Below are 25,742 nucleotides of genomic sequence, written 5' to 3'. Positions count from 1 at the left end.
GGGGGAGGCAGTATGTGGAAAAAGAAAGATAAGCTTCCCGCCTGCGTGACAGAGAATGTCAGGGAAGACTTGATAAAGCTGGTGGATGTTGTAAAGGTTTATGATACCGGTTCTATTAAGGTGCTGGGTTTAAAGCGGGTGAACTTAACCATAAAGCGAGGAGAATTTGTAGCCATTATGGGTCAGTCCGGCTCGGGAAAATCAACGCTTATGAATATCTTAGGCTGCCTTGACCGGCCCACCATGGGGCATTTTTATCTTGACGGAATTGATACGGCAGAGCTTTCTGCTGATGACTTATCGGCGATCAGGAACCGTAAGATAGGATTTGTATTCCAGTCCTTTAACTTAATCTCTAGGACTTCTGCATTAAAGAATGTAGAGCTCCCCATGACCTATGCCCATATTTCCAGAAAAGCAAGGGAAGATCGTGCCTTAAAGCTTTTGGAACGGGTGGGGCTTGGAAAACGGTATGAACATATGCCGAATGAACTATCCGGCGGACAGCGGCAGAGAGTGGCTATTGCCAGGGCACTGGCCAATGAGCCTCCTCTGATTATGGCTGACGAGCCTACGGGTAACCTGGATACCGCATCTTCGGTTGAAATTATGGGGCTGTTTTCCCAGCTTCACAGGGAAGGCGCCACTGTGGTGCTGGTAACCCATGAAGAGAATATTGCGGCATTTGCAGGGAGGATCATACGGTTCCGGGATGGAGAGCTGGTCAGCGATTTGCCTAATGTTCCCAAAAATCAGGTACAGGAAGAAGACGTAAAAATGGAGAAAGAGGAGGCGCCATGCTGATAGAAAATATGAGTATGGCGCTTCACGCCATACGGTCTAATAAAATGAGATCCTTTTTGACCATGCTGGGAATCATCATTGGCATTGGAGCAGTGATCGCTATTGTATCTGTAGGAGACAGCATGAGAAACCTGTTTTCCGATGCCTATAAGGATGTGGGCTATAACCGGGCAGTCATCATGGTATCCTGGGATGTAACAGATTTCCGAATGACGGATTATTTTACCAGAGATGAGATGGACCGTGTCAGGGAAGTGTACCAGGATAAAATCCAGTATATTGACAGCGATGCCAGCACCGAGGCAGACGCCGTCAATGGGCGCAGAAAGGTAAAGTATCAGTTCCAGGGAATTGACTCTAATTATAGCGACGTGCAGTCATTGGATATTATTTACGGAAGGGCCTTAAATGCGGCGGATGTAAAAGGAGCGGTAAATCACGTGGTTCTGGAAGATAAAGGAGCGGTGCAGCTGTTCGGTACGGCTGACTGCGTGGGCAGGACCTTCCGCATGACGATAAATAAGGATACTCAGGAATATATGGTTGTGGGGGTCTATCATAAGGATATCTCACCCATGATGGCCATGCTTTTAGGAAATGGGCAGACCCAGTCAGGGTTTCTGCCATATACGGTACTTACAAAATCCAATGATTTGTTTCAGGATTTAAATTTTTACGTCAGAGATGGAGTGGATGTGAAAGCATTCCTGGCAGAACTCACCCGGTATGTGGCAAAATTAAAGGGCCGTCCGGAATCGGAGATCCGGACCATGTCAGTGGTAGATCAAATGGGGAGCGTGGATACCGGCCTTTCCGCCATGGCGGCAGCCGTGGGAGGAATTGCTGCCATTTCTTTGCTGGTTGGCGGAATCGGAATCATGAATATTATGATGGTTTCTGTTACGGAGCGGACGAGGGAGATCGGGATCCGGAAGGCCCTTGGTGCGAGGACAAAAGACATCATGATCCAGTTTTTGACGGAATCCGCTTTTATGTCGGCCTGTGGAGGGATTATCGGCATCTTTCTTGGAGTGGCCCTCGTTAAAGCGGGGGGAGCTGCCTTTCAGATGACCGTGGTCATCAGGCCCTCTGTGGTGATCATGGCAGTTGGTTTTTCGGCTCTTGTAGGTATTTTCTTTGGTCTTTATCCAGCTTCCAGGGCAGCTAAAAAGGATCCTATCGAAGCTTTAAGATATGAATAGGAAGGAGGAACATCATGCTGCTGGAAAATATGAATATGGCAATTCATGCCATTAAGGCAAATAAGATGCGGTCCTTTCTGACCATGCTAGGGATCATCATAGGCATTGGCTCTGTCATTGCCATCGTGTCCATTGGTGATACCATGCGTTTTATGGTATCCGATCTTTATAAAAATGTGGGAGTAACCCTGGCCTATGTCTACGTCTGGCCAAAGGACGGCGAGGATATGAGGGAAAGCGATTACTTTTCTCTTGATGAAATAGATCGGCTGAAAGAGGTGTTCGGAGATGAGATCACCTACATTGACAGCAATGCCAGAACAAGTGCAGAAGCCGTTTTTGGGCGCAATAAGGTCAAGTACCAGTTTGAAGGAATTCTTTCTAATTATCATCAGGTACAGAAGATCAATATCATATACGGCCGTAATATAAACGAAGCCGATGTAAGAGGAAGAAAGAATAATGTTGTACTGGAGGCAAAGGGGGCAAAGGATCTTTTTGGCACGGAAAATTGCGTGGGAAAATCATTCCGTACCACAATTTATGGCAATACGGACGATTACAATGTAGTTGGAGTCTACAGGGCGGATCAGAATCCTTTTGAGGCGATGATGGCGGGAACCAGTGATACCAGGGCTGGATATGTGCCGGATTCCTTATTAACCTGGCCCAATGACAATATTTACAGTCTGCGCCTCTATGCAAGAGAAGGAACGGATATGAATGCGTTTTCTGACAGTTTTACTACTTATTTGGCAAAGACCAAGATGCGGAACAAGGAAGATGTCACTTTCTACTCTGTTTCCAGTGAAATGGGAAGTGCGGATTCCATAATGGGCGGCTTATCTGCTGCTGTGGGAGGAATCGCAGCTATCTCACTTTTAGTTGGCGGAATCGGAATCATGAACATCATGCTGGTATCCGTTACGGAACGGACCCGGGAAATCGGGATACGTAAAGCTCTAGGTGCTAAAACAAGGGATGTCCTGATCCAGTTTTTGACCGAATCAGCCATTCTTTCCGCCCTGGGAGGAATCCTGGGCGTTGTAGCCGGCGGGGGCCTTGTGCTGGCAGGAGGAGCGCTGTTTGGCATGAAGGTGGTCATAAAGCCGGAGGTCATCTTTGTGGCGGTGGGATTTTCAGCTTTGGTAGGCTTGTTTTTTGGTATTTATCCGGCTTCCAAGGCGGCAAAGGCAGATCCTATTGACGCCCTGAGGTATGAATAAAGGATAGCAGAATATTTGACCTGTTACAGGTTGGAGAGTCATGTGGATGCAGACTTTCCAACCTGTTTTTATTCCTTTACCCCTTCTAAAAATCCCTGAAACTCATGAAAATATGTTTCCTCTATTTTTTTCATCCATACCGTGACCCTTTCATCAGACAGCCGGAGCAGGAAATGGATCGAACCCACGCATTCTCCTGCTATCTGGACCGGAAGATACAGGGTATCGGGGCCAGCCCACATTCCCTGCACGGCTATTCTCTGTTTATATTCTTCCAGAATGCTGATTGTCTGGGTATGAAAAGAGTATGGAATATGGAAGGCAGAGTCCGGGCCGGAAAGGGCGAGTGCACCCTCTGCCGGACCAAAGGAGAGGGAAAGCCTGGAAAAGCCGCCTGGATTCGCAAAAAGCCGGTAAGAGGCATCCCAGGACCGGGGACCTTCCGGATTCCATATCTGTTCCGGCTGGTCCAGGATTTTTTTAACAGCATCATGGATTAGATCCAGTATTTTCTGATTTCCGCCTTTCATATTTTGTGTATCTGCCGTGACAACGAAAACCAGATCCAGATCAGGGTAGAAGAGAACATACTGGCCTCCCATGCCGTACATGGCAAATCCATTCCGAATACGCCAGAACTGATATCCGTATCCCTGCTGTTCATCTGTAGTCTGACCAAAATGAATGGTAGGGACTTTAAATGAAACTGCCTCTCTTAAATAATCTGCAAATTTCCCCGTTCCCTTTTTTAAGGTATCCATACAGAACCGGCCCAGCTTTAATAAGTCCGTGGGGCGGGCCATAAGGCCGGAGCCTCCCATTTCCGAGCCAAAGGGATCTAAGATGATGTAGGCCTCTTTGGAAAAACCGGTTTTATCCAGACATTTCTCCCTTAGATAATCCAGGACCCCTTTTCCTGTAAGCTTTTTTACAAGAGCAGCCAGGGTATGGCTGGAAGAGGTGTCATAAAGGAATATCTGACCGCTTCTATGGGAGGGGGGCGTGGTGAAGAAGCTTTCCACCCAGTTTTTGCTTGTATCCGCTTTGTAAGTAGTGGAGGAGTGGCAGGTTTCCATGGAAAGCATATGGCGTATGGTCATCTCTTTCAGCCAGGGATGAATTTCCCTACAGGAACAGTATTCCGGAAAGTAATCCACGATCCTGTCATCCAGAGAAAGTCTCCCATCTGCATAAAGGAAGCCCGTGGCAAGGGAACAGAGGCTTTTTGTAATGGAAAACATGCGGTGAAGGTCCATGGCAGTATATGGGGCTTCATAGGCCTCCTTCAAAAGCGTGCCTCCCTGTTCGGCGAGAAAGCTGTGGATGGGCAGCCCGCTTTCCTTAAGCCGGAGCCAAAGGGCTTCTGTAATTTCCGGAATATTCTTAAATCTGCTGTTTTGCATTGACTTTATCCCTCATTTCCTTTGGTGATATACCAAAATTCTTTTTAAATACGCGCCGGAAGGAGGCGGCATTATTATATCCAAGATACTGGTAAAGGACAGACAGGCTAGTATCAGATTCCAAGATCATTTCCTTGGCCTTAGCCATGCGCAGCCGCTCTAAGTAGGTGGAAAAGTTCTCTGATACCTCTTTTTTAAACAGATAACTGAAATAATTTTCTGAAATTCCGAACTCATCGGAAATTTTTGTCAAGCACAAATTTGGATCATGATAGTTGCTGTTTATGTATTCCTGTATTTTAAGAATCAGCTCATTTCCTTCGGAACCACATACGTCACACAGTTGGATTGCAATGGTTTTTAAGCTGTCCAGACTCATTTCACCTTCAAACTGCTTGTCAATCATATCCAAAAGCTTTAATTTTTCAGGCGCCAGCCCATCCGCGATGATGTTGTGCCTCTTTTTAAAAATAGTAGCGCGTACATCAGAGATCAGCCAGCGCTGCTGGGTGTAGGAAAGATTTCTTTTTCCGGTATTTTCATTCCTGATGAGCTTGAACAGTTCACGGATCTGATCCTTGTTTCTTATAGAAATAAAACCGCTTAACTGGACGGAAAGGCTTTCCGGGTAGTAATAGACATCACTGGAATGAGTGAAATCACAGCTTAAAATATATTTTTCTACCGTGGTAATGGATTTCGCTTCCTTAGCCTGCTGGTAAGATTTCCAAGTGTAGGAGATGAAACTGTTTCTGCCGCCTAAGCCGCCGCTGATCCAGATTCCGTAATTTTCCAGAAGCTCTTCATGCAGGGCAATAAAAATATCCTTGTCCCGGCTGATGACCTGCGCGGGGGGCACAGATTTGTCGGAGGCAATCAAAATGGCAAATACCCGGTCGGACGGTTTGTAAATATACCCGGTGTCAGGATAGTAGCGGTGCAGGGCCTCCCTTACCAGCATGTCATAGTTCTGGAGGCATAGCTCCAGATCATTGGAGCGGATCATAGTATCCTCGGAGGGGGATACTTCGGTGTATAGAACGTGGAATTTAGTATCCGGCCGGTCCAGGGAAAGCTCACCTATGATGTACTGCATCTCATCATTGGTGGTGATGCTTCCCTCCATGATCCTTCTCATGTAGGATTCAACGACCACAGGCTTCTGTTTCTCCACCAGAAGGTTTAAAGAGGTGGCCATGGATTCCTTTACGGTCAGCTCATTTGCAAGCTGGGTCAGGCAGCGGCTGCCGAAGGAGGAAAAAACTCCCGCAATGATTCCGCCCAGACATAAGGACGCAATGGTAATGGCCGTAAAAAAGCGCTGGTAAGGGAGAATAGAGTAATAAGCCTTGTCCGCAGGCTGGACCAGATAGTAGGTCCAATTATTATAAGAAGAGGCAACCGTGGTCACTAGCATTTCCCGGCGATGCCCCTTTGGGGTGAAGTGGGCAGTCTGGTTTCCGTAATCCAGTCCTTTTAAGATATCAGAGCTGACTGCTTCCGCTGCTCCGGACAGAAGGAACGCCTGGGAACCGTTCTTGTCGTAAGCTACTAAGTACCCTTCTCCGTATAAGTTCATGTCTGAAAAATACGCTGTGATCAGATCGTAGTCGAATTCATAACACAGGACAGAATCCGCTCCTGCTTTAAGAACTGAGGCGGAGAGAGGCTGTATGTAGAGAAAGCTCCTGGCTGTACTCTGCAAATGTCCGAAGGGAATGAATCTGTTCCAAAACCCGCTGTTTAAAAGGGCGTCAGAAAACTGTTTGGGCTCGATCTGATACGTTGTGTTATGCCGGATATAAAAATCGTAATCCGAAAACAGGGTGGAAGAAATTGCGTATTTGGAGTTTTTCATATAAATAAAAGAATTACTGATAGGAAGCAGCAGCTCAACCGGAGTGATGGATTTTAAACTGAGCTGGGTCTTATAGGCCAGGTGGTAAAAATCGGGCTCTTCATCTCCTGTGAGATGGGAAAGATCATTAAACAGGAGATTGGAAGAGGTCTGTCTCGCCGCCGCATTCATCAGCTTCATGGTGTAATCCAGCTGGGTGACAGAGGAAGAGAGGGTGAGCCGGTTCTGTTTGTTGATACCGTTTTTGACCTGACAGCAGGAAATGTAGTACAGGATTACTCCGATAATAAGAATTATTGCCAGTATCATAATGTAGGACAACATCAGCTGATTTTTAAATGGGATGCCATTGTTTTGTTTTTTCATGTTTACCATTCCTTTTTCCATATGAGGAAATTATAGTATGAATTATTATCAAAAGCAACAAATTGGAATAACAGGGTAAAATCTGCACACTGATAGTAAAAAATGTATTCAAAAACAGCCTGTAATTTAGCATATCATTCATTTCACGGCACAGGAAAAAGGTAAAAACATATCAATTGCACAATGAAAAAATGAAAAACGTTCCGGAATAGAAAAAAGTGTACAATGACATGTAAAATTGAGCGTTGATATTGGGGGTGGCAGATGCTATCATGGCAATGCGAAAAATATTCGCACCAAAAATAAACTCTTATGGGAGGTATGAAATGAGATTTAAGAATATGCTTGCAGCTGGAATGGCCGTGACAATGGCGGCCTCTGTCATCTTAAGCGGATGCTCTGCAAAGACTGCAGAAGCACCAACCACCGGTTCCGGCTCAGCGATCGGTGAGACAACAGCGGAAAATGAAATCAAAAAGCCGGAAAAGATTACCGTTTTAGTAGACGGAACGGTTACTACCAAGATTAACAACAGAGATGCCTTTGAGAAGAGATGGGAGGAGCTTACCGGTATTGATCTGGAGTTTATACAGCCGGATCATGATGCCTATTATGATGTAGTTGGACAGACCTTTGCTTCGGGTCCAGATAACTGGCCGGATGCGATCATTCTGTCTTCTTCCTATTATACCGGATATGCGCAGGAGGGTGCGTTGTGGGACATGACAGATACCTGGGATAATTCCGGGTTAAAGGCCTCCGGACGTGTGACAGGTGAAGATGTGATTGATAATATGAAGATTGACGGACACTTATATGGCCTCCCGGTTACCAGAGGAAATGGCTGCATCACCTATGTAAAGAAAGCATGGCTGGATAACTGTGGTTTAGAGGTTCCTGAAACCTATGACGAGTATTGGAACATGCTGAAGGAGTTTACAGAGGGCGACCCGGATGGAAATGGAGTCAATGGGGATACCTACGGTGTTTCCGCACCAGGAATCGTTGGAACGGAGGCTCCCTTTATAAATTATCTGCCTGAATTTTACCAGGATGCATATCCAGCCTTTATAAAGGGAGAGGACGGCGTATGGTACGACGGTTTTACAAAAGATAACTTTAAGGAAGCCCTGACAAGGCTGAGGGAAGGCTATGCAGCCGGCTATATCGATAAGGAAACCCTGACCAACGGAAGCAAGGATTGCCGCAATAAATTTTATGAGGATAAGTTTGGTGTGTTTACTTACTGGGCAGGTACATGGGCAACCAATTTAAAGAGCAATCTGGAGAAAAACGGAAAAGACGGCGAGCTGGTTGCATTAAAACCTCTTAAGGAAACAGGTACATATATAGAGAGAATTCCACCTGTATGGGCAATCACAACCGCCTGTGAGAATCCGGAAGGCGTGTACAAGTATCTCATCGAATCCATGCTGGATGGAGGAGATATGCAGACCCTGTGGACCTACGGTGTGGAAGACATCCAATGGTCAACAAAGGCAGAGACGGTGCTGGACAATACATATGGGGAAGGCGTGTTCCATTTAAAGGAAAGCCTGGAGTTTCCAGGTACCCAGTATACAAAACAGCACATGGATCCCATGCTCTCCATTACGAAATGGGAGAATAATCCCGGTAAAGATACTGTGGAGGAATCAGCCAAAGAATCCCAATCCATGTTCAATGAAAACTGCCGCCAGGCCCAGATCGTTCCTTCCACTGATGTGATGGCAACCTACAACGGAGATTTGACCACGTTAAAGAACTCCATCATTGCAGACGTTGTTGTCCAGGGAATCTCCATCGAGGATGGTTATAAGCGCTTTGAGGCTGAAAATGGGGCAAAATGGTCCCAGATGATCGTTGATTCCTTAAATGAACAGACATCTGCAAAATAGTTCAGGAAGGTAGAGTATGAGTAAAATAAAGAGAAGGCCTGCAGCAAATGCTGCAGGCGAAAATAAACGCCCTTTGCTTGTTTCGATTTATTATTACAGAGGATTTTACATGATGTTTCTCCCTGTTCTTGTTTTTGCAGTGATCTTTCATTATCTTCCCATGTTCGGAATCCGGCTTGCTTTCTATTCCTACAAAGGCATCAAGGATCCCTTATTCATAGGCCTGGCAAATTTTGAGAAGATGATTAACATGCCCGGGTTTTGGAGCGCTTTCGGCAATACCATAACCTTAAGTGTTACCAAGCTGCTGTTAAATACTTTCATGGGAGTCGTGCTTTCTCTTATGCTCAATGAGCTTAGGTCCTTGATTTTTAAAAAGTTTTCCCAGACGGTGGTATATCTTCCTCATTTCATGTCATGGGTGGTTACTGCCTCCGTCTTTACCTTGATTCTCTCTCCCACCAGTGCAGGACTGGTCAACTCCATATTAATGAAGCTTGGCATTGTAAACGATGGAATCTATTTTCTGGGCAACCAGAACTGGTGGCGGCCGATGTTTTACATCATCAACATCTGGAAGGATACCGGCTGGGGAACGATCATCTTTATGGCGACGCTATCCGGGATCAGCCCGGAGCTTTACGAGGCTGCCTCCATGGACGGGGCAGGGCGGTGGAACCAGATGCGTTACATCACCCTGCCGGGCCTTTCCAATACCATCATCACGGTTCTGATTTTAAATCTGGCCAAAGTCATGAACTTATTTGAATCCGTATTCGTACTGCAAAATGATGCGGTTGTTCAGAAAGCGGATGTTCTTCAGACTTACATTTACACACAAACATTCAATTCCGGCGCTCTTCCTGACTACGGCTATACCACGGCAGTAGGCCTGACCTCTTCATTGGTTGGCTGCTTCCTTGTCCTGATCTGCAACAAGGCAAGCCACAAGGTCCGTGGAAGAGGAATTGTATAGAGGGGAGAAAGAAATGAAAAAGAAAGCAACCGCATTTGACTATGTGCTGGTGATGATATTCGTGCTCATAAGCTTAGTTATGATTATCCCCATTTACAAAGTACTGATTGACTCCCTGGACTTAAAGACAGCTTACGGTATGAAGCTGTTTCCGGAGGAGTTTGGACTGGAGGGATACATTTCCGTATTCACAAACCCGACTCTGTACCGGCCATTCCTGGTATCCTGTCTTACCACAGTCGCCGGCACCTTTATCGGCCTTACCATTTCCACTCTGGGAGCATATGTCCTGATCCAGTGGAAGATGCCTGGCAGAAATTTTTTTGCAAACCTTCTGCTGTTTACGATGATATTTAACGGCGGCATGATCCCCACTTATCTGGTGATGAAGGGGCTTCACCTGACCAATACCCTGTTTGTGGTAATCCTTCTTCCGGCCATCAATGTTTACAATATGGTCCTGATGAGAAATTTCTTTGAAGGAATTCCGGTAAGCCTGTTTGAATCCGCGGAAATAGACGGCTGTTCCCCGATGAGGATATTCTTCGGGATTGTCCTTCCTCTTTCCAAGGCAGCTCTTACGGCCATCGGCCTGATGTATGCGGTAGGTTACTGGAACGATTACACCAATTATAAACTTTATATTACGAATGAAAACCTTTACAATTTCCAAATGAAGTTAAGGTCTGTCATAATGGGAAGTGATCTGCCAACGGCAGTTGGGGGAGCAACGGAGAATACTGTGAAAAATGCTGTAGTTATCGTAGCAATCCTGCCATTTATGATCATATATCCGTTCTGCCAGAAGTACTTTATTCAGGGTGTCAATATCGGAGCTGTAAAGGAATAACGGCCTGGCAGGGAAAGGGGCAGAATGTCTGTCCCTTTTCTCTATTTTAATAATAAGGGGGTAATAACAATGTATCAAAATCCGATCTTGTATGCAGATTATTCGGATCCGGATGTCATCCGGGTGGGAGAGGATTACTATATGGTGGCCTCTTCCTTTACCTATCTTCCAGGGGTTCCCCTTCTTCATTCCAGAGATTTAGTTCACTGGGAAATCATCAACTATTGTGTCCGCACTCTTCCCTTTGGAAAATACAACAAGCCTTCCCATGGTTCAGGAACCTGGGCTCCGTCCATCCGATTTCATGACGGGATATTCTACGTGTTCGTTCCTCTGCCGGATGAGGGGATATTTGTGGCCCGGTCCGCAGATCCTTATGGAGAGTTTGCCTTGAATTGCCTGCATCCTGCCAAGGGCTGGATCGATCCATGCCCCTTATGGGATGACGATGGGAAAGCTTACATGGTATTTGCCTACGCAAATAGCCGCAGCGGCATCAAGCACCGGCTGGATCTGGTGGAGATCGATACCCAATGCACAATGCTTTTGGGAGAGCCGGTTACCATATTTGACGGAAAGCAGCTGGGGCCAACCACAGAAGGACCGAAGTTTTACAAGCACCAGGGATATTATTACATACTGATGCCTTCCGGAGGCGTAGCAGCCGGATGGCAGTCCGCTCTGCGTGCAGAAACTGTCACAGGGCCATATGAATACCGGATCGTCATGCACCAGGGAAATACAGAGGTAAATGGCCCTCATCAGGGAGGCTGGGTAACAGCGAACGACGGAAGACACTGGTTTGTCCATTTCCAGGATGTGACCGAGCTGGGGAGAATCACCCACCTTCAGCCTCTGTGCTTTCATGCAGGATGGCCCTTTATTGGAAGCGAGCAGAACGGGGATGGCATCGGAGAACCTGTGAAGGAGTGGGATCTCCCGTCCAAAGGACAGCCGGAGTACCGGATTGCCCAGTCCGATGATTTTTGCGGGAACTGCCTGGGACTTCAGTGGCAATGGCAGGCCAATCCGCAGGATACCTTCTATTCCATGAATGGACATTCCGGAATCCGGCTTTCCTGTCTTGCGAACCCGGCAAGAGAAAATCTCTTATGGTATGCTCCGAACGCCTTGACCCAGATTCCCCAGCAGCAGGCCTTTTCTGCGGTGACAAAGGTAAAGCTTAAGGGAAAGGCAGGAGATATGGCTGTTATCGGCATGATCGGCCATTCTTACGCTTACATGGGGCTGATGAAGACAGAGACCGGTAATCTGCTTGTGCTCTATTCGGGAACCGTCACACAAAAGGAATATGAGGGAGAAGCAAAGGAGATCCGGGAAGTTGCCTGCCCCTATGAGAAAGATACGGTTTATCTTAAGGTGGAAGTATTCAGGAACAAGACCTACCGGTTTTTCTGGTCTGCGGATGGAATACGCTACACAGCCATAGGAGAGGCTAATCCCCTGCGCAGAGCCACCTGGACCGGAGCAAAGCTATGTCTCTGGAGCTCAAATAAAAACAATGTAATTTCAGAGGGGTACGGAGAATATGATTTCATACACATCGAAGACAGAAGCAATTGCGAAACAGGCCTTTAAAGCAGCAAAAGAGGGGGATCAGGCGGCGGTTATCCGTCTGATCGATCACTCCTTCAATACGGAAGACTGCGATGAAGAGGGGAACAGTCTGCTTCACTATGCAGTAAAAGGGAAGAATCCGGATCTTGTAAAATATTTAGTGGAAAAATGCGGTATGGATCCTGCATGGGCCAATCAGGATATGGTAACCCCCTACGATCTGGCCCGGGGCATTTCTCCCATTGAGGAATACTTTCAGTCGTCCTGCGGTTTTTCTTATGAGGAATGCTATCGGAATCCGGTGCGCAGGGGAATGCATCCGGACCCCAGTATCGTTCGGGTAGGGGAAGACTATTATATGGTCAACTCCAGCTTTATCTACTTTCCCAGCATTCCTATTTCCCATTCCAGGGATTTAGTCCACTGGAAGACCATCGGATATGCTGTGACGGACCGGAAATGGGCGGAGGAACACTTAGGAGAGCTGGAGGGCGGAAGGGGATTTTGGGCTCCGGATATCAGTTATCACAACGGAAGGTTCTATATCTGCTCCACCCTAAGAAGGAACGACGGTGACCCCTTTATCCAGACCCAGATGATCACCAGTTCCGGGAGTCCGGAGGGACCTTACGAAACACCGGTCATCCACAATGTACTGGGGATCGACCCCTCACTTTTTACCGATGACGACGGGAAACGGTACATGCTTTTAAACCGGGGAGCCCGGATCATGGAGATATCAGAGGATGGAAAGCAGATTCTCTCAGAGCCGTCTCTTATATGGTACGGTCATTCCGGCCATGCACCGGAGGGGCCGCATATCATAAAAAAGGATGGATACTATTACTGTTTTCTTGCAGAGGGAGGAACGGGAAAGGGCCACATGATCACTGTGGCAAGGTCCAAAAGCCTGTTTGGTCCTTATGAAGACTGTCCCTATAATCCCATTTTGCAGCAAAAGGATGAGACCGGAAGCATCCAGTGCTGCGGTCACGGAAAACCAGTACAGACTCCGGATGGAAGATGGTTCATCGTGTACCTGTGTTCCCGCTTCTTAGAAGGCCGGTGGGGGATGTTAGGCAGAGAAACCTGCCTGGATGAAATGACCTGGTCAACCGATGGCTGGCCAGTCATCAATCGTGGTAAAGGGCCATCCTACATGGCAGCTTTTCCGTTTCCGGCCAATTTAGGGCAGAACTTTGAGGGACAGGCGGATGAGGTATGGCTTTCTCCCAGAACAAAACATCCGGAGATCGTCGGAGAAAACGCGGATGGAACCATATGGATCAAGGGGAATGGGCTGGACTTAAATCAGAGGGAGTGTAAGAGTCTATTAGTGAAGAGTCAGCCTGATTTCCGCTTTTCCGTGGAATTTGAAATGAGTTTTCCCCATGAGGGAGAAGAAGAGTTTACCTCGGACGCAGGCGTGACCCTCTATTATGATGAGAATACTTACATAAAATTCGGCCTAACAAGGGACCGGGTATTTGTATCTGAATATGTTGACGACACCTATGTAAGGACAGAAACAAAGCCATTCCGGTTTCAAAGCCCGGTAACGTTCCGGGTGGATACAAACGGACTTATAAGAACCTTTTTATTAAACAGTAAGCTTCTGTGGCAATGGACAGATGTGACCTCCATCTGTTCGGAGGGCCTGGTAAAAGGCAAGCGCTTTACAGGAGCCATGTATGGAGTGTATGTAAATGGCAGTAATCTATTATGCTGGAGACAGCACAGTGAAATTCAATAAGATATCCACCTATCCACAGACCGGGATCTCCCAGGCACTGTTATTATACTTAAAGGATTCCGTGGAAATGAAAAGCTTTGCCCAGAATGGGCGTAGTACAAAATCTTTTATTGATGAGGGACTCCTGGCTCTGATCGAAAACGAGATAAAGAAAGGAGATTATCTCTTTATCCAGTTCGGTCACAACGATGAAAAAGACGATCCGGCAAGGCATACGGATCCGGACACCACTTTTCCGGAAAACCTCATACGGTTTATTAACGCCGCAAAGGAAAGGGGCGCTTGGCCGGTCCTTATAACCCCTATTGCCAGAAGGATTTTTGATGAAAACGGAGTCTTCCGGCCGGGAAGCCACGGTGCGTATCCGGAGGCGGTCATGCGGACCGGAAGAAAAGCAGGTGTTCCTGTTATCGATATGACAGCGATTACGGAAAACTATCTGGCATCTCTGGGGGATCTGGCCTCTAAGGCCTACTTCATGTGGCCGAAGGACAATACCCATTTAAAGCCTGAGGGAGCAGTCCTTATGGCTGGTTTTCTCTGTGATGAGCTGCAAAAACTGGGATCTCCCTATGGGGATATCTTAGAAAACAGGGAAGAGTATCCCGAAAATGCGGGACTTGATGTCTCCTAAGGAGCGGCTATGAAAAATTATGAAGAAATTGAACGCCGTTTTGTCCGGTGTTATCAAAAATACGGGAATCATTCCGTCATGGTTCTTCTGGGTTTTTATAAGGGCCAGTATTATAAGTTTTTATTCTCCACCTTCTTTTTTCTGATTAAGCATGCCCCCAGCCTTTTTTCGGCTCTTCTGATTGCCAATGTGATCAATGGGGCACTGGAAGGAGGTGAGGCTGGAAAACAGGCCATTTTATTAAATGTGGCGGTCTGGCTTGGGCTGCTGGTCATCCATCTGCCTGCCAACTGGTTTCATAACAAATATAAAAACAAAGTCATCCGTAAAACTGAGGCAGGCTTAAGAGGGGCTTTGGTGAGAAAGCTTCAGGAGCTTTCCATTCCCTACCATACGGAAATCCAGTCGGGACGCCTTCAGTCAAAGATTATCCGGGATGTAGAAGCGGTAGAAACCTTGTCATCCCAGCTTTTTGTAAACCTGATGAACATTATGATGAATCTGGTGATCACCCTGTCCATTACGGCGGTAAAAAACAAAATTGTCCTTTTGTTTTTCCTCATGGTGGCGCCTTTGACCTCTCTGACAGTCATTGCTTTCCGGAAGAAAATACACAGGGAAAACCGGGCATTCCGTCAGGAAATGGAAGAGACCAGCGCCCGGGTCATGGAGATGGTGGAGCTGGTTCCTGTGACAAGGGCCCATGCCCTGGAACAGAAGGAAGTGGAAAAGATCAAGGAGCAGCTGGAGGAAACTGCGGATAAGGGGTACCGTCTGGATATGATACAGGCTCATTTCGGAGCGGTCAGCTGGTGTGTGTTCCAGGTGTTTCAGGCTCTCTGCCTGGGCTTTTCCGGTTTTATGGCATTAAAGGGACTCATAAAGATTGGGGATGTGACCTTTTATCAGTCCAGTTTTACAACGGTTGTAAACCAATTCACCTCCCTTATAAACCTTCTTCCGATCCTGACAAAGGGACTGGAATCCGTTACCTCCATCGGTGAGATTCTGGTTTCAGACGATGTGGAACATAACGATGGAAAGACGGAAATGAAGGAGTTAAAAGGAGACTATTCTTTTCATAACGTGCAGTTTTCCTATAAGAATTCCGTAGAACAGGTGCTTGATGGCTTCCAGCTGGAGGTAAAGGCGGGAGAAACCATTGCTCTGGTAGGAGAATCCGGTTCCGGAAAGACGACCGTCCTTAACCTGATTATCGGGTTCATCACGCCCTCGGATGGAAGGCTTTTGATTGACGGCATGGATGTGAATGACATCAACTTACGAAGCTACCGGAGATTTATTTCTGTGGTACCCCAGTCTCCGGTCCTCTTTACAGGAACGGTCAGGGAAAATATTGTTTACGGCCAGGAGTGCGTTTCGGAAGAGGAGATCGGGCACGCGGTGGAGGCGGCCAACTTAAAGTCAGTCATCGCAAAGCTTCCCAAGGGCCTTGACACCATGATCGGTGAGCACGGTTCCAATTTAAGCGGCGGGCAAAGACAAAGGATCTCCATTGCCCGGGCAATCATACGTGATCCGAGAGTTATCATATTGGATGAAGCCACTTCAGCCCTGGATACCATATCGGAAAAGGAGATTCAGGATGCCCTGGATCATCTTATTAAGGATAGAACCACCTTTATTGTGGCTCACAGGCTTTCCACGGTCAGAGGGGCAGACCGTATCGTGGTGTTAGACAAGGGGAAAATAAGAGAAGAAGGAAGCTATCAGGAGCTTATGGCCCAAAAGGGAGAATTCTACCAGATGGAACGGCTTCAAATGGCTTTGAGATGAGGATTATAAAAAAAGAAACCGGTGCCGGGACTTGCGTCCTGAACACCGGTTTGTTTACATTCTGAAGGAGTGTAAAAGCTAATAACCTGGTGAGAGTATCTTTTCCTTGATGATCGTTTTGGGGATATTAAATTTGATTTAAAATCAAATATTGTTGTGAATTAAAGTTTTTCTGTCATGAATTTTATTAGGGAAAACAAAACCATGAGAAATATATGAACCTAACAAAATAATAAAAATTCTGTATTAGGCTCGCAAAGTAAAAGGTTCTATGCTATAATAGGGTGATATCTTATGGTTTAGTGAGGAAACTATATGCTTAGTGAAGAGAAAATAAAGATCATGACCAGCCTTGCAATGTTTGAAAAACACGAAGGAAAAAGGATATTTCCCATTAACCGGTACTTTAAAAGTGATTACATCAGCAGTAAGCTGCTCCGCTCTTTTTTCAGCTATACACTGAGCTTTGTTTTATGTCTGGTTTTATGGGGATTATATGATTTGGAACGATGGATGAATACCATGGAGCTGAAGGGCCTGACGGCGGCCGGGTTCCGGATTGGAATCATTTATCTCATTGGGTTGATAATTTACATGGGAATCAGCGCTGCTATATATATGAAGAAGTACGAATATGCCAGCCGTGGCACTAAGGTATATTTGGCCAAATTAAAAAGGCTGGACAAGCGTTACGAGGGAAATACCAGACCTTTAAAAAGAACAAAGGGAGGACGGACATCATGATGGGCCTTCTTGTATTCAAAGAACAATTGAAAGAGTTTTATGCCAGGTTTGAGATTTATATAACGCCTGTGATCAAGTTTATATTCAGCTTTCTGGCGTTTATCCTGATGAATAAAAATATCGGCTTTATGTCAAAGCTGACGGTAGGCTATATTCCACTGGTGCTGGCTCTGGTATGCTCCTTTTTGCCCTATGGAGCCATCTCCTTTCTGGCGGCAGGCTTTATGCTTGCCCATCTGTCGGGAATTTCCATTGAAATCACTCTGGTCATGGCTGTTTTTATTTTGGTGGTAGGACTCCTTTATTATGGATTCCAGCCGGGTGACAGTTATCTGCTGGTGTTGACCCCGGTGTTTTTCCTTTTAAAAATCCCTTATGCGATCCCTCTGATCGTAGGGTTGTCAGGGAGCGTTATATCTGTGATTCCGGTAAGCTGCGGCGTATTTATTTATTATACGCTTTTATATGTGAAGCAGAATGCAGGGGTTCTGACCAATGATATGTCGGTGGATGAGGTGCTGAAATTCATGCAGCTCATGAAGAGCCTTCTGTCTAATAAGCTGATGCTTGTGATGGTTACGGCGTTTGCCCTTTCCCTTGTGGTGGTGGCGGTCACCAGGAGCTTATCCATGGATTATGCCTGGATCATCGCCATTGTGGCAGGCACCATTGCACAGCTTGGAGTAATTTTTATCGGAGATATTGCTGCGGATGTATCGGTATCGGTCATCAGACTTCTGATGGGAATCCTGGTTTCCATCGTGATTGCAGGAATTTATACATTTTTTGTCTTTGCAGTGGATTATTCCAGGACAGAATACGTACAATTTGAAGACGATGACTATTATTATTACGTCAAGGCGGTTCCAAAGCTGACAGTCAGCGCGCCTGACGTAAAAGTTCAGAAAATCAATGCCAGAAAGCTCCAAAGGCCGCAGAGGTAGGAAGAGATAAAAGGGAGGTGGAGACAATAGCAGATTTTTTAAACGGAATGTACTCCTGGGTATCTTTCCTGCCCAGGATATCGAAAACAAACTTGGTTGAAATTATTATTATAGCCGTTCTGCTGTATGAGCTGCTGACCTGGATCATGAATACTAGGGCATGGACACTTTTAAAGGGAATCATTGTGATTCTTTTATTCTATCTCTTTGCATATGTATTCCGGCTGGATAATATTTTTTGGATTCTCAATAAAATCGCTACGCCAGCAGTGACCATGGCGATTGTGATCTTTCAGCCTGAGCTTCGGAAAGCTCTTGAGCAGCTTGGAAGCAAGAATCCCTTTACTGGGATTCTGACCTTTGATGACGGCAGGGACAATTCCAGTTTTACGGATAAAACAATCAATGAGCTGGTGAAAGCTGTTTTTGAGATGGCAAAGGTCAAGACAGGAGCGCTCATAGTAATTGAAAGAGGGGACTCCTTAAAAGAGATCGAGCGTACAGGAATAGAAGTAGGCGGAATTTTAAGCAGCCAGCTTCTTATCAATATTTTTGAGCATAATACTCCGCTGCATGACGGAGCGGTGGTAATCCGGGGAAACCGTGTGGCGGCGGCAACCTGCTATTTGCCCCTGTCTGATAATATGTCCATCAGCAAGGAACTGGGTACAAGGCACAGGGCTGCTGTAGGAGTCAGCGAAGTCAGCGACAGCATTACCATTGTGGTATCGGAAGAAACAGGGCGTGTGACGGTGGCATTGCAAGGCGGTCTTAAACGGATCGCGGATGCGGATATGCTCCGCTCGGTCCTTGCAGGTGTAAAACGGGAGGTAGAGGAAGGAAGCAGATTCAGGATTTTGAAGGGAAGGCGTAAGAATGAAGGAAAAGCTATTAAATAATCTTGGACTGAAAGTTGCGTCTCTGGTGCTAGCCTTTGCAGTATGGATGGCTGTTGTCAACATTTCCAATCCCATCATTGACGATTCCCAGGTGGTTGCGGTAGAAGTGCGCAATGAGGACGTGCTGGAGGCTGCCAATTTGACCTATGAAATTGTGGGAAAGGATGCGGTAACAGTCAGCTATCAGGTGAGAACAAGAGACCGTTCCTTAGTGAAGGCCTCGGACTTTCATGCCTATGTTGATTTAAAGGATTACAACGTGACAGGAGCTATTCCCATCACAGTAGAGATTAATAGAGATAAGGAAAATCTGGTCAGGAGTGACACCATTACGGCTAAGCCAATGGTGATCCGTATCGATACGGAAGAGCTCCAGCGCAAGAAGTTTGATCTTCAGTTCCGCACGAAAGGAACCCCGGAAGAAGGGTATGCCCTGGGCATGGTCACCTTGTCGCCGGATTCTGTGACGGTGGAAGGCCCTGAGTCCCAGATCGGCCAGATCAACCATATGGGAATAGAGATCGAAGTGGATAATGCCAATGCGGATATAAATGCAGTGGCCGCTCCTGTCTTTTACGATGCCAACGGCAACAAGCTGGACCTTGGAAATAAGGTTACTGTCAGCAGGCATGAGATCGAATATAATGTATCTGTGCTGAAGGCCAAGAGTCTTGCGATCAACTTTGAGGTTTCAGGAGTAGTGGCAAAGGGTTACCGGTATACGGGAGTGGAATGCAGCATCAAATCCGTGCCGGTGGTAGGTACCAAGTCTGTTCTTGCCTCCTTGACCACATTAGCTGTTTCCTCGGATAAGCTGAATATTGACGGTGCCACCTCTGACAAGGTGATTCAGCTGGATTTGAGCCAGTATCTGCCGCCAAGCACCTCTGTTGCAGGGGATGAATATAAGAATGTAACCGTGAAGCTGAAGGTAGAACCACTTACTACCAGAGTATTCACTTTGAATCTGAAGAATCTGGATAAGAAGGGTGCGGAAGCTGATTACGATTACAGTTTTGATAAGGAAACTTCTGATGTCACGGTAAAAGGGCTGAAGGAAGATTTAGATGCCCTGACGGAAAAGAACTTGAATGCAGTTCTTGACGTATCGGACCAGGAGGCTGGCCCCCATCCCGGAATGGTGACATTTGAGGTTTCAGGAGGGTTTGAAGTGGTTGGCTATACGCCTTTCAATGTGACGGTTGCCCATAAAGAACCTGGCCCCGGAACGGATGAAAGCACCACAGCCACTTCTGCGGAAGTTCCTGAGACACAATGATAAAGTCTTTCATTTCCTGGAAAAGGGTAAATGATGAAAGAATGGAGGGAGGGAATTCAGTATGGTCAGTGCTAAAGTTGTTATAAAGAATCCTACCGGCCTGCACTTAAGGCCGGCAGGGATTCTTTGTAAGGAAGCCATGAACTTTAATTCTTCGGTGAGTTTTCGATTTAAGAACACCACTGCCAATGCGAAAAGCGTGCTTAGCGTATTGGGTGCCTGCGTAAAAAGCGGGGATGAGATTACTTTTGTCTGTGAGGGAGCAGATGAGGAGGAAGCTCTGGCAACCATGGTCAAGGCTGTTGAAGAGGGTCTTGGCGAATAGATTAATGATCCAGTAATTAATAAGGAGGCTAATTATGTTTAAAGGAACAAGTGCATCTGCGGGAATCGGTATTGGGAAGGCCGTTAACGTGGAAGAAGCAGAGCTTAAGATCAGGAGAGAGGCAATCACGGATCCGGAGGCTGAAAAGGCCCGCTTTCATGCGGCTGTAAAACAGGCCATGGAAGAGACCGGCCTTCTGGCACAGGATCTGGCAACAAAGGTGGGAGAAAAGGAAGCGGAGATTTTAAATGGTCATTTACTGCTCCTTTCCGATCCAATGCTTACAGGTGAGATCGAAAATTCCATAACAGGGGAGAATGTTAACAGCGAATATGCGGTTGAAAATGTATGCAATACCTATGCCGACATGTTTGCATCTATGGGAGACGAGCTCATGCAGCAGAGAGCAACGGACATGCACGATATCAAAACCCGCGTGCAGAAGATACTCATGGGAGTAAGCTCTGTGGATATTTCCGCTCTACCGGAAGGAAGTGTGATCGTTGCAAGAGATTTAACGCCTTCCATGACAGCCGGGATCAATCCGGAAAATGTAGTTGGTATTGTCACAGAACTGGGAGGAAAGACATCCCATAGCGCTATTCTTGCCAGAGCCTTGGAAATTCCTGCAGTGGTTGCCATTGAGGGATTTTTAGGTAAAGTATCTGATGGGGATGATGTGATACTGGATGGCTCTAAAGGAGTTGTCGTAGTGAATCCGGATGATTCCTTAAAGGCGGAATATGCCGCAAAGAGAGAATCCTTTCTAAAGGAAAAAAAGGAACTGGAGCAATACATCGGAAAGCCTACCGTGACAAAGGATGGCGCTTCCATTGAATTGGTAGCCAATATCGGAAAGCCTGAGGATGTGGAAAAGGTCCTTCAGTATGACGGGGAAGGGATCGGACTGTTCCGTACGGAGTTCTTATTTATGGACCGTGCGTCAATGCCCACTGAGGACGAGCAGTTTGAAGCCTATCGGAAGGTTGCGGTTTCCATGAATGGCAAACCTGTAATTATCCGTACTCTGGATATCGGAGGAGATAAGGAAATCCCATATATGGGCCTTCAAAAGGACGAAAATCCGTTTTTGGGATACAGGGCGATCCGTTTTTGCCTGGACCGGAAAGAAGATGTGTACAAGCCTCAGCTGCGGGCTCTTTTAAGAGCCAGTGCTTTCGGCAACATCCGCATCATGGTTCCTATGGTAACCTGCTTAGAGGAGTTCAGAGAAGCAAAGGCACTTATTGAAGAACTTAAGAAGGAATTAGATGAAAAGGGAATTGCCTGTAAAAAGGATATTCAGGTGGGAATCATGGTGGAAACCGCTGCTGCCTCCTTAATGGCAGATGTGTTTGCAAAGGAAGTTGATTTCTTCAGCATCGGAACCAATGACCTTACCCAGTATACCATGTCTGTAGACAGGGGTAATGATAAAGTTTCCTATCTGTATTCCCCGTTAAATCCTGCAGTTTTAAGAAGCATCCGCCATGTCATTGAATGCGGACGCAAAGAAGGGATTATGGTAGGTATGTGCGGGGAGGCTGCAAGCGATCCCATGCTCATTCCCCTGCTTCTGGCATTTGGCTTAAATGAGTTCAGCATGAGTGCATCTGCTATCTTAAACGCCAGAAAGCTGATTACCGGTTACAGCACAAAAGAATTGCAGGCAGTGGCAGATCAGGCAATGTCCTATTCCACTGTAAAAGAGGTAGAAGATTATATGAGAGAGTTCATTAGCCGTATATAGTGGACTCCAAAAGGGAAGCGCGGCTGTCGCCAGGGCGGCGGCTGCTTTTTTCCAAATAAGACGGCGTTTCTATTATTTGCCAAAGGGGATATTTTACGATGAGTGTTTATCTGATCAGCTATGGAGCGTCTTATTTATTTGCAAGAGCAGGGTTTTACTGGCTGTCCGGTATTATTTTAATCCTGGCAGCTCTTTTCCTGTACTGGCGTGATTACGGTCGAACCGAGAATATCATTCACTTAAGGGGGTTGTTTTCCCTGTTCTGGGTAGGAGGGGAAGGCATCGCCTGTTTAAAGCTCTCAGAGCTTTCATTTGATTGGAATATTATTACGTGGCTCTGTTTTCTGGTAGCATTCCTGGGATTTTGGGTCACCTTTGAATTTTTCGCAAAGCTGCAGGGAGAATCAGGAGGACAGCGTTCCAGCTGGTTCAGTTTTAAGGGTTATGAGAGACCTCTTTTTCTGGCCATGGTTTTTGTCACCTTTGTATCCCTTGCCGGTTTTATCGTTGAGGCGGTAGTGCTGGGGTTCATCCCCTTCTTTGTAAAAGGAGTGCCTCATGCTTACTCCACGTTTCACATAACAGGAATTCACTATTTTACCGTTTCCTGTGTACTGGTGCCTGCTCTGTCGGTCCTTTATATATGCATAGAACAGGGGAGAAACGGCTTAAGGCTGATTCTGGCCGTGCTTATGGACGTCATCGCATGTGTGATTCCGGTTTTGTGTGTTTCCCGCTTCCAACTGATCCTATCTGTGGGATTGGCGGTTCTCACCTATATTGCTATGGAGCACAGGCTGAAAATCGCTTATGGGGTGGGCCTGGCGCTTGGTATGATCCCCATCTATGTGATCCTCACCGTCGTAAGAGGCCATGATGTCTCCTACTTAAATGGCATTTTTCAGATGAAAAACAGCCAGATGCCCATATTCATCACTCAGCCATATATGTACATTGCAAACAATTACGACAATTTTAACTGCCTGGTGGAGTGGCTTCCGTCCCATACTTTTGGCCTTCGGATGCTCTTTCCCTTATGGGCGCTTACAGGGCTTAAATTCCTTGTCCCGGCTCTTGTGGATTTTCCCATCTATGTGACAAAAGAGGAATTGACCACGGTCACCCTGTTTTATGATTCTTTTTATGATTTCGGTATTGTGGGCGTCTTGTTATTTGGATGTATACTCGGTGGAGTTGCGTTTTTCCTGATGCGGATGGTAAAGCGTATCCGCAATCCCATCGGCTATCTGTTCTATGCCCAGTTTGCCATGTATATGATACTATCCTTTTTCACGACCTGGTTCAGCAATCCTTCCACCTGGTTCTATTTTGGAATGACGGGGATTTTATTTGCCTTTTGTTCGTGGAAGAATAATGGAAGACATAGCTGACGATAGAAAAGCTCCTGGAAAAATTACTTTTTCCGGGAGCTTTTTTGTTTGCATGAGTTGAAATCAGGCCTTGGGTGTGCCGGAAGGCTCCTTTTCCTCTAAGGGAGGGGAGATAGCAGGGTGCCTTTTCTTTTTGCGCCTGCGGAAGAAGAAAATGGCATAGGCTGCTGCGGCAATGGGGAACCAGAATGGAATGGTTGTAATGGCGCCGATCGTAAGGTTTAAAAAGCCGGTCTTAAAAAGCTTAAGATTGTCTGTAAATCCCTTACTTATGCGGGTGCCGGCTGATTCCGGGGCTGTGGGGGTAAATGTGGTGACCTCCCTGATGCTTAGGGAAACCGTGCTGTAATCCACCTGATTGTCGTATAGCCTAAGCTGGGATTCCATGGATTCCAACTGGTAGCGTATCTCGGAAAGCCGCTGCTGGAGAGTGATGACCGTATCAACTGATTCTGCTTTTTGGAGAAATTCCCACAGCTTTTCCTGCTCCATTTCCAGGGACTTTTTCCTGCTTTCCAGATCGCTGTACTGCAGCGTGACATCCTGGGTGGATTCAGACTTATTAGTAACATTTCCGTTTGTTTCCACTGTGCTTACAAAGCTGTCGATCTGGTTTACGGGTATCCGGACGGTCATATTGGCAAACCTTGGCACCGGTTTTCCCAGGTTATCCATGCGGCTGCCTGACATGTCGGACTGTTCCACATATCCGCCAAGCTGGGTAATCTTGGTTTGCAGGCTGTTAAGCAGTGTTTCAAACCCATCCGTTTCCACGTTCATGGATATGTTCCGTATAAGCTTTCTTCCGGCAGGAAGCACCTGGCTGCTTCCTGTTTCGCTTGCCAGTGATGCATCAGCTTTTTCCTCTTCGGCATTTTCATACTGGCTGTCTGCGTTTACTGAGACATTTGTCTCTGCAGGCATAACAGTTCCATAATCCGATACGGCGTTCTGGGACATTGCCGCGGACTTATTGGAGCATGCGCTTAAGCAGAGAATTACCAGAAGCGACGGGATGAATCCCCATTTTCTTTTTCTCATAAAACCCCTCCTCTTATCATCATATTTCTAAGGATCATGTGATATCCTTAGAATAGCATGGTGCCTGGACCATTTCAACAAAGGCAGAGGAAGCTTAAGAAAAACTTATATATTTCCATGCTCTTTTACGGTTTCTGAAGGGGAAACGTGAAAGTGTTTTTTATAGGCCCTGAAAAATGTTGAGTAGTTTTTAAAACCGCTGCCAAAGCAGGCTTCGGTAACCGGCATTCCGGTCTTTAATAGGTCCCTTGCCAAAGCCAGACGTTTTTCCGTGATATAGTCAAACAGAGTATAGCCGGTTTCCCCTTTGAATAAGTGCATCAGGTGATAACGGCTGATATAACAGGCCTCTGCAATGGCATCCACGGTTATATCTTCCATCAAATGACTGTTTATATAGTCCATAATGCCTAAAATGCGTCGGTCACCGGTGGAAGGGGGAAGGTATTGCACCCGGTTGGCCAGGGAAGCCCTGTTTAACTGGATCATGAATTCCAGAAAGAGCACCTGGCAGTACAGATCCCTGGCATAGCCGTCATGGGTGCAGGCATATTCTAAGTTCACCAATGTGCGGTATAGGTCGCTTTTTTCCATGGAATGAATCCGCAGGACGTGGGAGTGGAGCTCTTTTGATTTCTGGAAGCAGGAGCTCAAATCATAGCTGTCCGACCGGTAAGCCAGTAAGAAGCCGGTGGAAAGATAGACAATGATTCTTTCATAAGGTACCGATGGGTCGATGTCGGGCTTGTGTATATCGTTATGCCGGACCAGTATGATGTCATAGGGGTTCAGTTTATAAGCACAGCCTTCGATCCGGTAGGTCACGGATCCCCGGATGAATATGATGATTTTATCGAAATCATGATAATGGTATTCAAAATCCTGTTTTTTTGTATCGGTCAGATGAAACAGCCGGAAATCACTGTTTAAATATCCCCGCTTTTCGTAGTTGTCCATGTTAATCTAATCCCTTCTGTTCGCTGCTTTTTATAATACAACATAATTTGCAATAAAAAAAGCATTA

The 25,742-nt window shown here is 46.4% G+C and carries 21 protein-coding genes; 17 read left to right on the top strand and 4 right to left on the bottom strand.

What is annotated here, in order from left to right; genetic code table 11:
* Positions 1-12 precede the first annotated feature (12 nt).
* Genes AC27IJ_RS09405 through AC27IJ_RS09395 form a run of 3 tightly spaced genes read left to right on the top strand, consistent with a single transcriptional unit; the run spans position 13 to position 3,232 of the window.
* A complete protein-coding gene (locus AC27IJ_RS09405) occupies positions 13-804 on the top strand; it encodes an ABC transporter ATP-binding protein (RefSeq protein WP_312442138.1) in 792 nt (263 codons plus the stop codon).
* Positions 798-2,006 (top strand): ABC transporter permease, encoded by a 1,209-nt coding sequence (locus AC27IJ_RS09400; RefSeq protein WP_313153925.1) that lies wholly within the window; start codon positions 798-800, stop codon positions 2,004-2,006. The genes AC27IJ_RS09405 and AC27IJ_RS09400 overlap by 7 nt, the downstream gene beginning before the upstream one ends.
* Before the next feature lie 14 nt (positions 2,007-2,020).
* Positions 2,021-3,232, top strand: coding sequence for an ABC transporter permease (locus AC27IJ_RS09395; protein ID WP_313257328.1), 1,212 nt, complete (start codon positions 2,021-2,023; stop codon positions 3,230-3,232).
* Between the two features lie 68 nt (positions 3,233-3,300).
* On the opposite strand, the gene AC27IJ_RS09390 is transcribed toward AC27IJ_RS09395, so the two are convergent.
* Together AC27IJ_RS09390 and AC27IJ_RS09385 are read right to left on the bottom strand one after the other, a co-directional pair.
* Positions 3,301-4,635 carry a serine hydrolase domain-containing protein gene (locus tag AC27IJ_RS09390; protein WP_487148517.1) on the bottom strand — a complete coding sequence of 445 codons (1,335 nt, stop codon included), beginning with the start codon at positions 4,633-4,635 and terminating at the stop codon, positions 3,301-3,303.
* Entirely contained in the window at positions 4,616-6,859 is a 2,244-nt protein-coding gene (locus AC27IJ_RS09385; protein ID WP_487148515.1) for a helix-turn-helix domain-containing protein, read from the bottom strand. The genes AC27IJ_RS09390 and AC27IJ_RS09385 overlap by 20 nt, the downstream gene beginning before the upstream one ends.
* A 326-nt stretch (positions 6,860-7,185) precedes the next feature.
* Here AC27IJ_RS09385 and AC27IJ_RS09380 point away from each other — a divergent pair, with 326 nt between their 5' ends.
* From AC27IJ_RS09380 to AC27IJ_RS09315, 14 genes are all read left to right on the top strand, one after another.
* On the top strand, positions 7,186-8,757 hold the full coding sequence (locus AC27IJ_RS09380) for an extracellular solute-binding protein (RefSeq protein ID WP_312442148.1): 1,572 nt from the start codon (positions 7,186-7,188) through the stop codon (positions 8,755-8,757).
* Between the two features lie 16 nt (positions 8,758-8,773).
* Positions 8,774-9,733 (top strand): ABC transporter permease, encoded by a 960-nt coding sequence (locus tag AC27IJ_RS09375; RefSeq protein ID WP_313260271.1) that lies wholly within the window; start codon positions 8,774-8,776, stop codon positions 9,731-9,733.
* Positions 9,734-9,746: 13 nt separating this feature from the next.
* Positions 9,747-10,583, top strand: a complete 837-nt coding sequence (locus AC27IJ_RS09370) for a carbohydrate ABC transporter permease (RefSeq protein WP_312442151.1) — start codon at positions 9,747-9,749, stop codon at positions 10,581-10,583.
* A gap of 63 nt (positions 10,584-10,646) precedes the next feature.
* Positions 10,647-12,182, top strand: a complete 1,536-nt coding sequence (locus AC27IJ_RS09365; protein ID WP_487149036.1) for a glycoside hydrolase family 43 protein — start codon at positions 10,647-10,649, stop codon at positions 12,180-12,182.
* A complete protein-coding gene (locus AC27IJ_RS09360; protein WP_487148512.1) occupies positions 12,133-13,914 on the top strand; it encodes a family 43 glycosylhydrolase in 1,782 nt (593 codons plus the stop codon). Before AC27IJ_RS09365 ends, AC27IJ_RS09360 begins: the two co-directional genes overlap by 50 nt.
* A complete protein-coding gene (locus tag AC27IJ_RS09355; protein WP_487148510.1) occupies positions 13,868-14,548 on the top strand; it encodes a rhamnogalacturonan acetylesterase in 681 nt (226 codons plus the stop codon). Before AC27IJ_RS09360 ends, AC27IJ_RS09355 begins: the two co-directional genes overlap by 47 nt.
* Before the next feature lie 9 nt (positions 14,549-14,557).
* Complete coding sequence (locus AC27IJ_RS09350) at positions 14,558-16,345, top strand: ABC transporter ATP-binding protein (RefSeq protein WP_487148508.1); 1,788 nt, start codon at positions 14,558-14,560, stop codon at positions 16,343-16,345.
* Between the two features lie 315 nt (positions 16,346-16,660).
* Positions 16,661-17,089: a hypothetical protein gene (locus tag AC27IJ_RS09345; protein WP_312500971.1), complete on the top strand. Its 429-nt coding sequence runs from the start codon at positions 16,661-16,663 to the stop codon at positions 17,087-17,089.
* A complete protein-coding gene (locus tag AC27IJ_RS09340) occupies positions 17,086-18,033 on the top strand; it encodes an ABC transporter permease (RefSeq protein ID WP_312442160.1) in 948 nt (315 codons plus the stop codon). The genes AC27IJ_RS09345 and AC27IJ_RS09340 overlap by 4 nt, the downstream gene beginning before the upstream one ends.
* A gap of 26 nt (positions 18,034-18,059) precedes the next feature.
* A complete protein-coding gene (gene cdaA, locus AC27IJ_RS09335) occupies positions 18,060-18,932 on the top strand; it encodes a diadenylate cyclase CdaA (RefSeq protein WP_312442420.1) in 873 nt (290 codons plus the stop codon).
* Positions 18,910-20,211, top strand: a complete 1,302-nt coding sequence (locus tag AC27IJ_RS09330) for a CdaR family protein (RefSeq protein ID WP_312442162.1) — start codon at positions 18,910-18,912, stop codon at positions 20,209-20,211. Before cdaA ends, AC27IJ_RS09330 begins: the two co-directional genes overlap by 23 nt.
* 61 nt (positions 20,212-20,272) lie before the next feature.
* Positions 20,273-20,536, top strand: coding sequence for an HPr family phosphocarrier protein (locus AC27IJ_RS09325; protein ID WP_025232049.1), 264 nt, complete (start codon positions 20,273-20,275; stop codon positions 20,534-20,536).
* 34 nt (positions 20,537-20,570) lie between these two features.
* A complete protein-coding gene (gene ptsP / locus AC27IJ_RS09320; RefSeq protein ID WP_313259534.1) occupies positions 20,571-22,286 on the top strand; it encodes a phosphoenolpyruvate--protein phosphotransferase in 1,716 nt (571 codons plus the stop codon).
* Positions 22,287-22,384: 98 nt separating this feature from the next.
* The gene (locus tag AC27IJ_RS09315; protein WP_312442166.1) at positions 22,385-23,677 is read left to right on the top strand and encodes an O-antigen polymerase; all 1,293 of its coding nucleotides are present in this window, start codon (positions 22,385-22,387) and stop codon (positions 23,675-23,677) included.
* A 63-nt stretch (positions 23,678-23,740) separates the two neighbouring features.
* Here the strand turns inward: AC27IJ_RS09315 and AC27IJ_RS09310 are convergent, their stop codons facing one another.
* Together AC27IJ_RS09310 and AC27IJ_RS09305 are read right to left on the bottom strand one after the other, a co-directional pair.
* Positions 23,741-24,718 (bottom strand): DUF4349 domain-containing protein, encoded by a 978-nt coding sequence (locus AC27IJ_RS09310; RefSeq protein ID WP_487148503.1) that lies wholly within the window; start codon positions 24,716-24,718, stop codon positions 23,741-23,743.
* A gap of 105 nt (positions 24,719-24,823) precedes the next feature.
* Complete coding sequence (locus tag AC27IJ_RS09305; protein WP_312442170.1) at positions 24,824-25,675, bottom strand: AraC family transcriptional regulator; 852 nt, start codon at positions 25,673-25,675, stop codon at positions 24,824-24,826.
* Positions 25,676-25,742 lie beyond the last annotated feature (67 nt).

This window comes from Lacrimispora sp. YZC11, from assembly GCF_057543815.1.
Note: the sequence above shows the minus strand (reverse complement) of the source record. Positions and strands in the feature narration are given on the sequence as shown.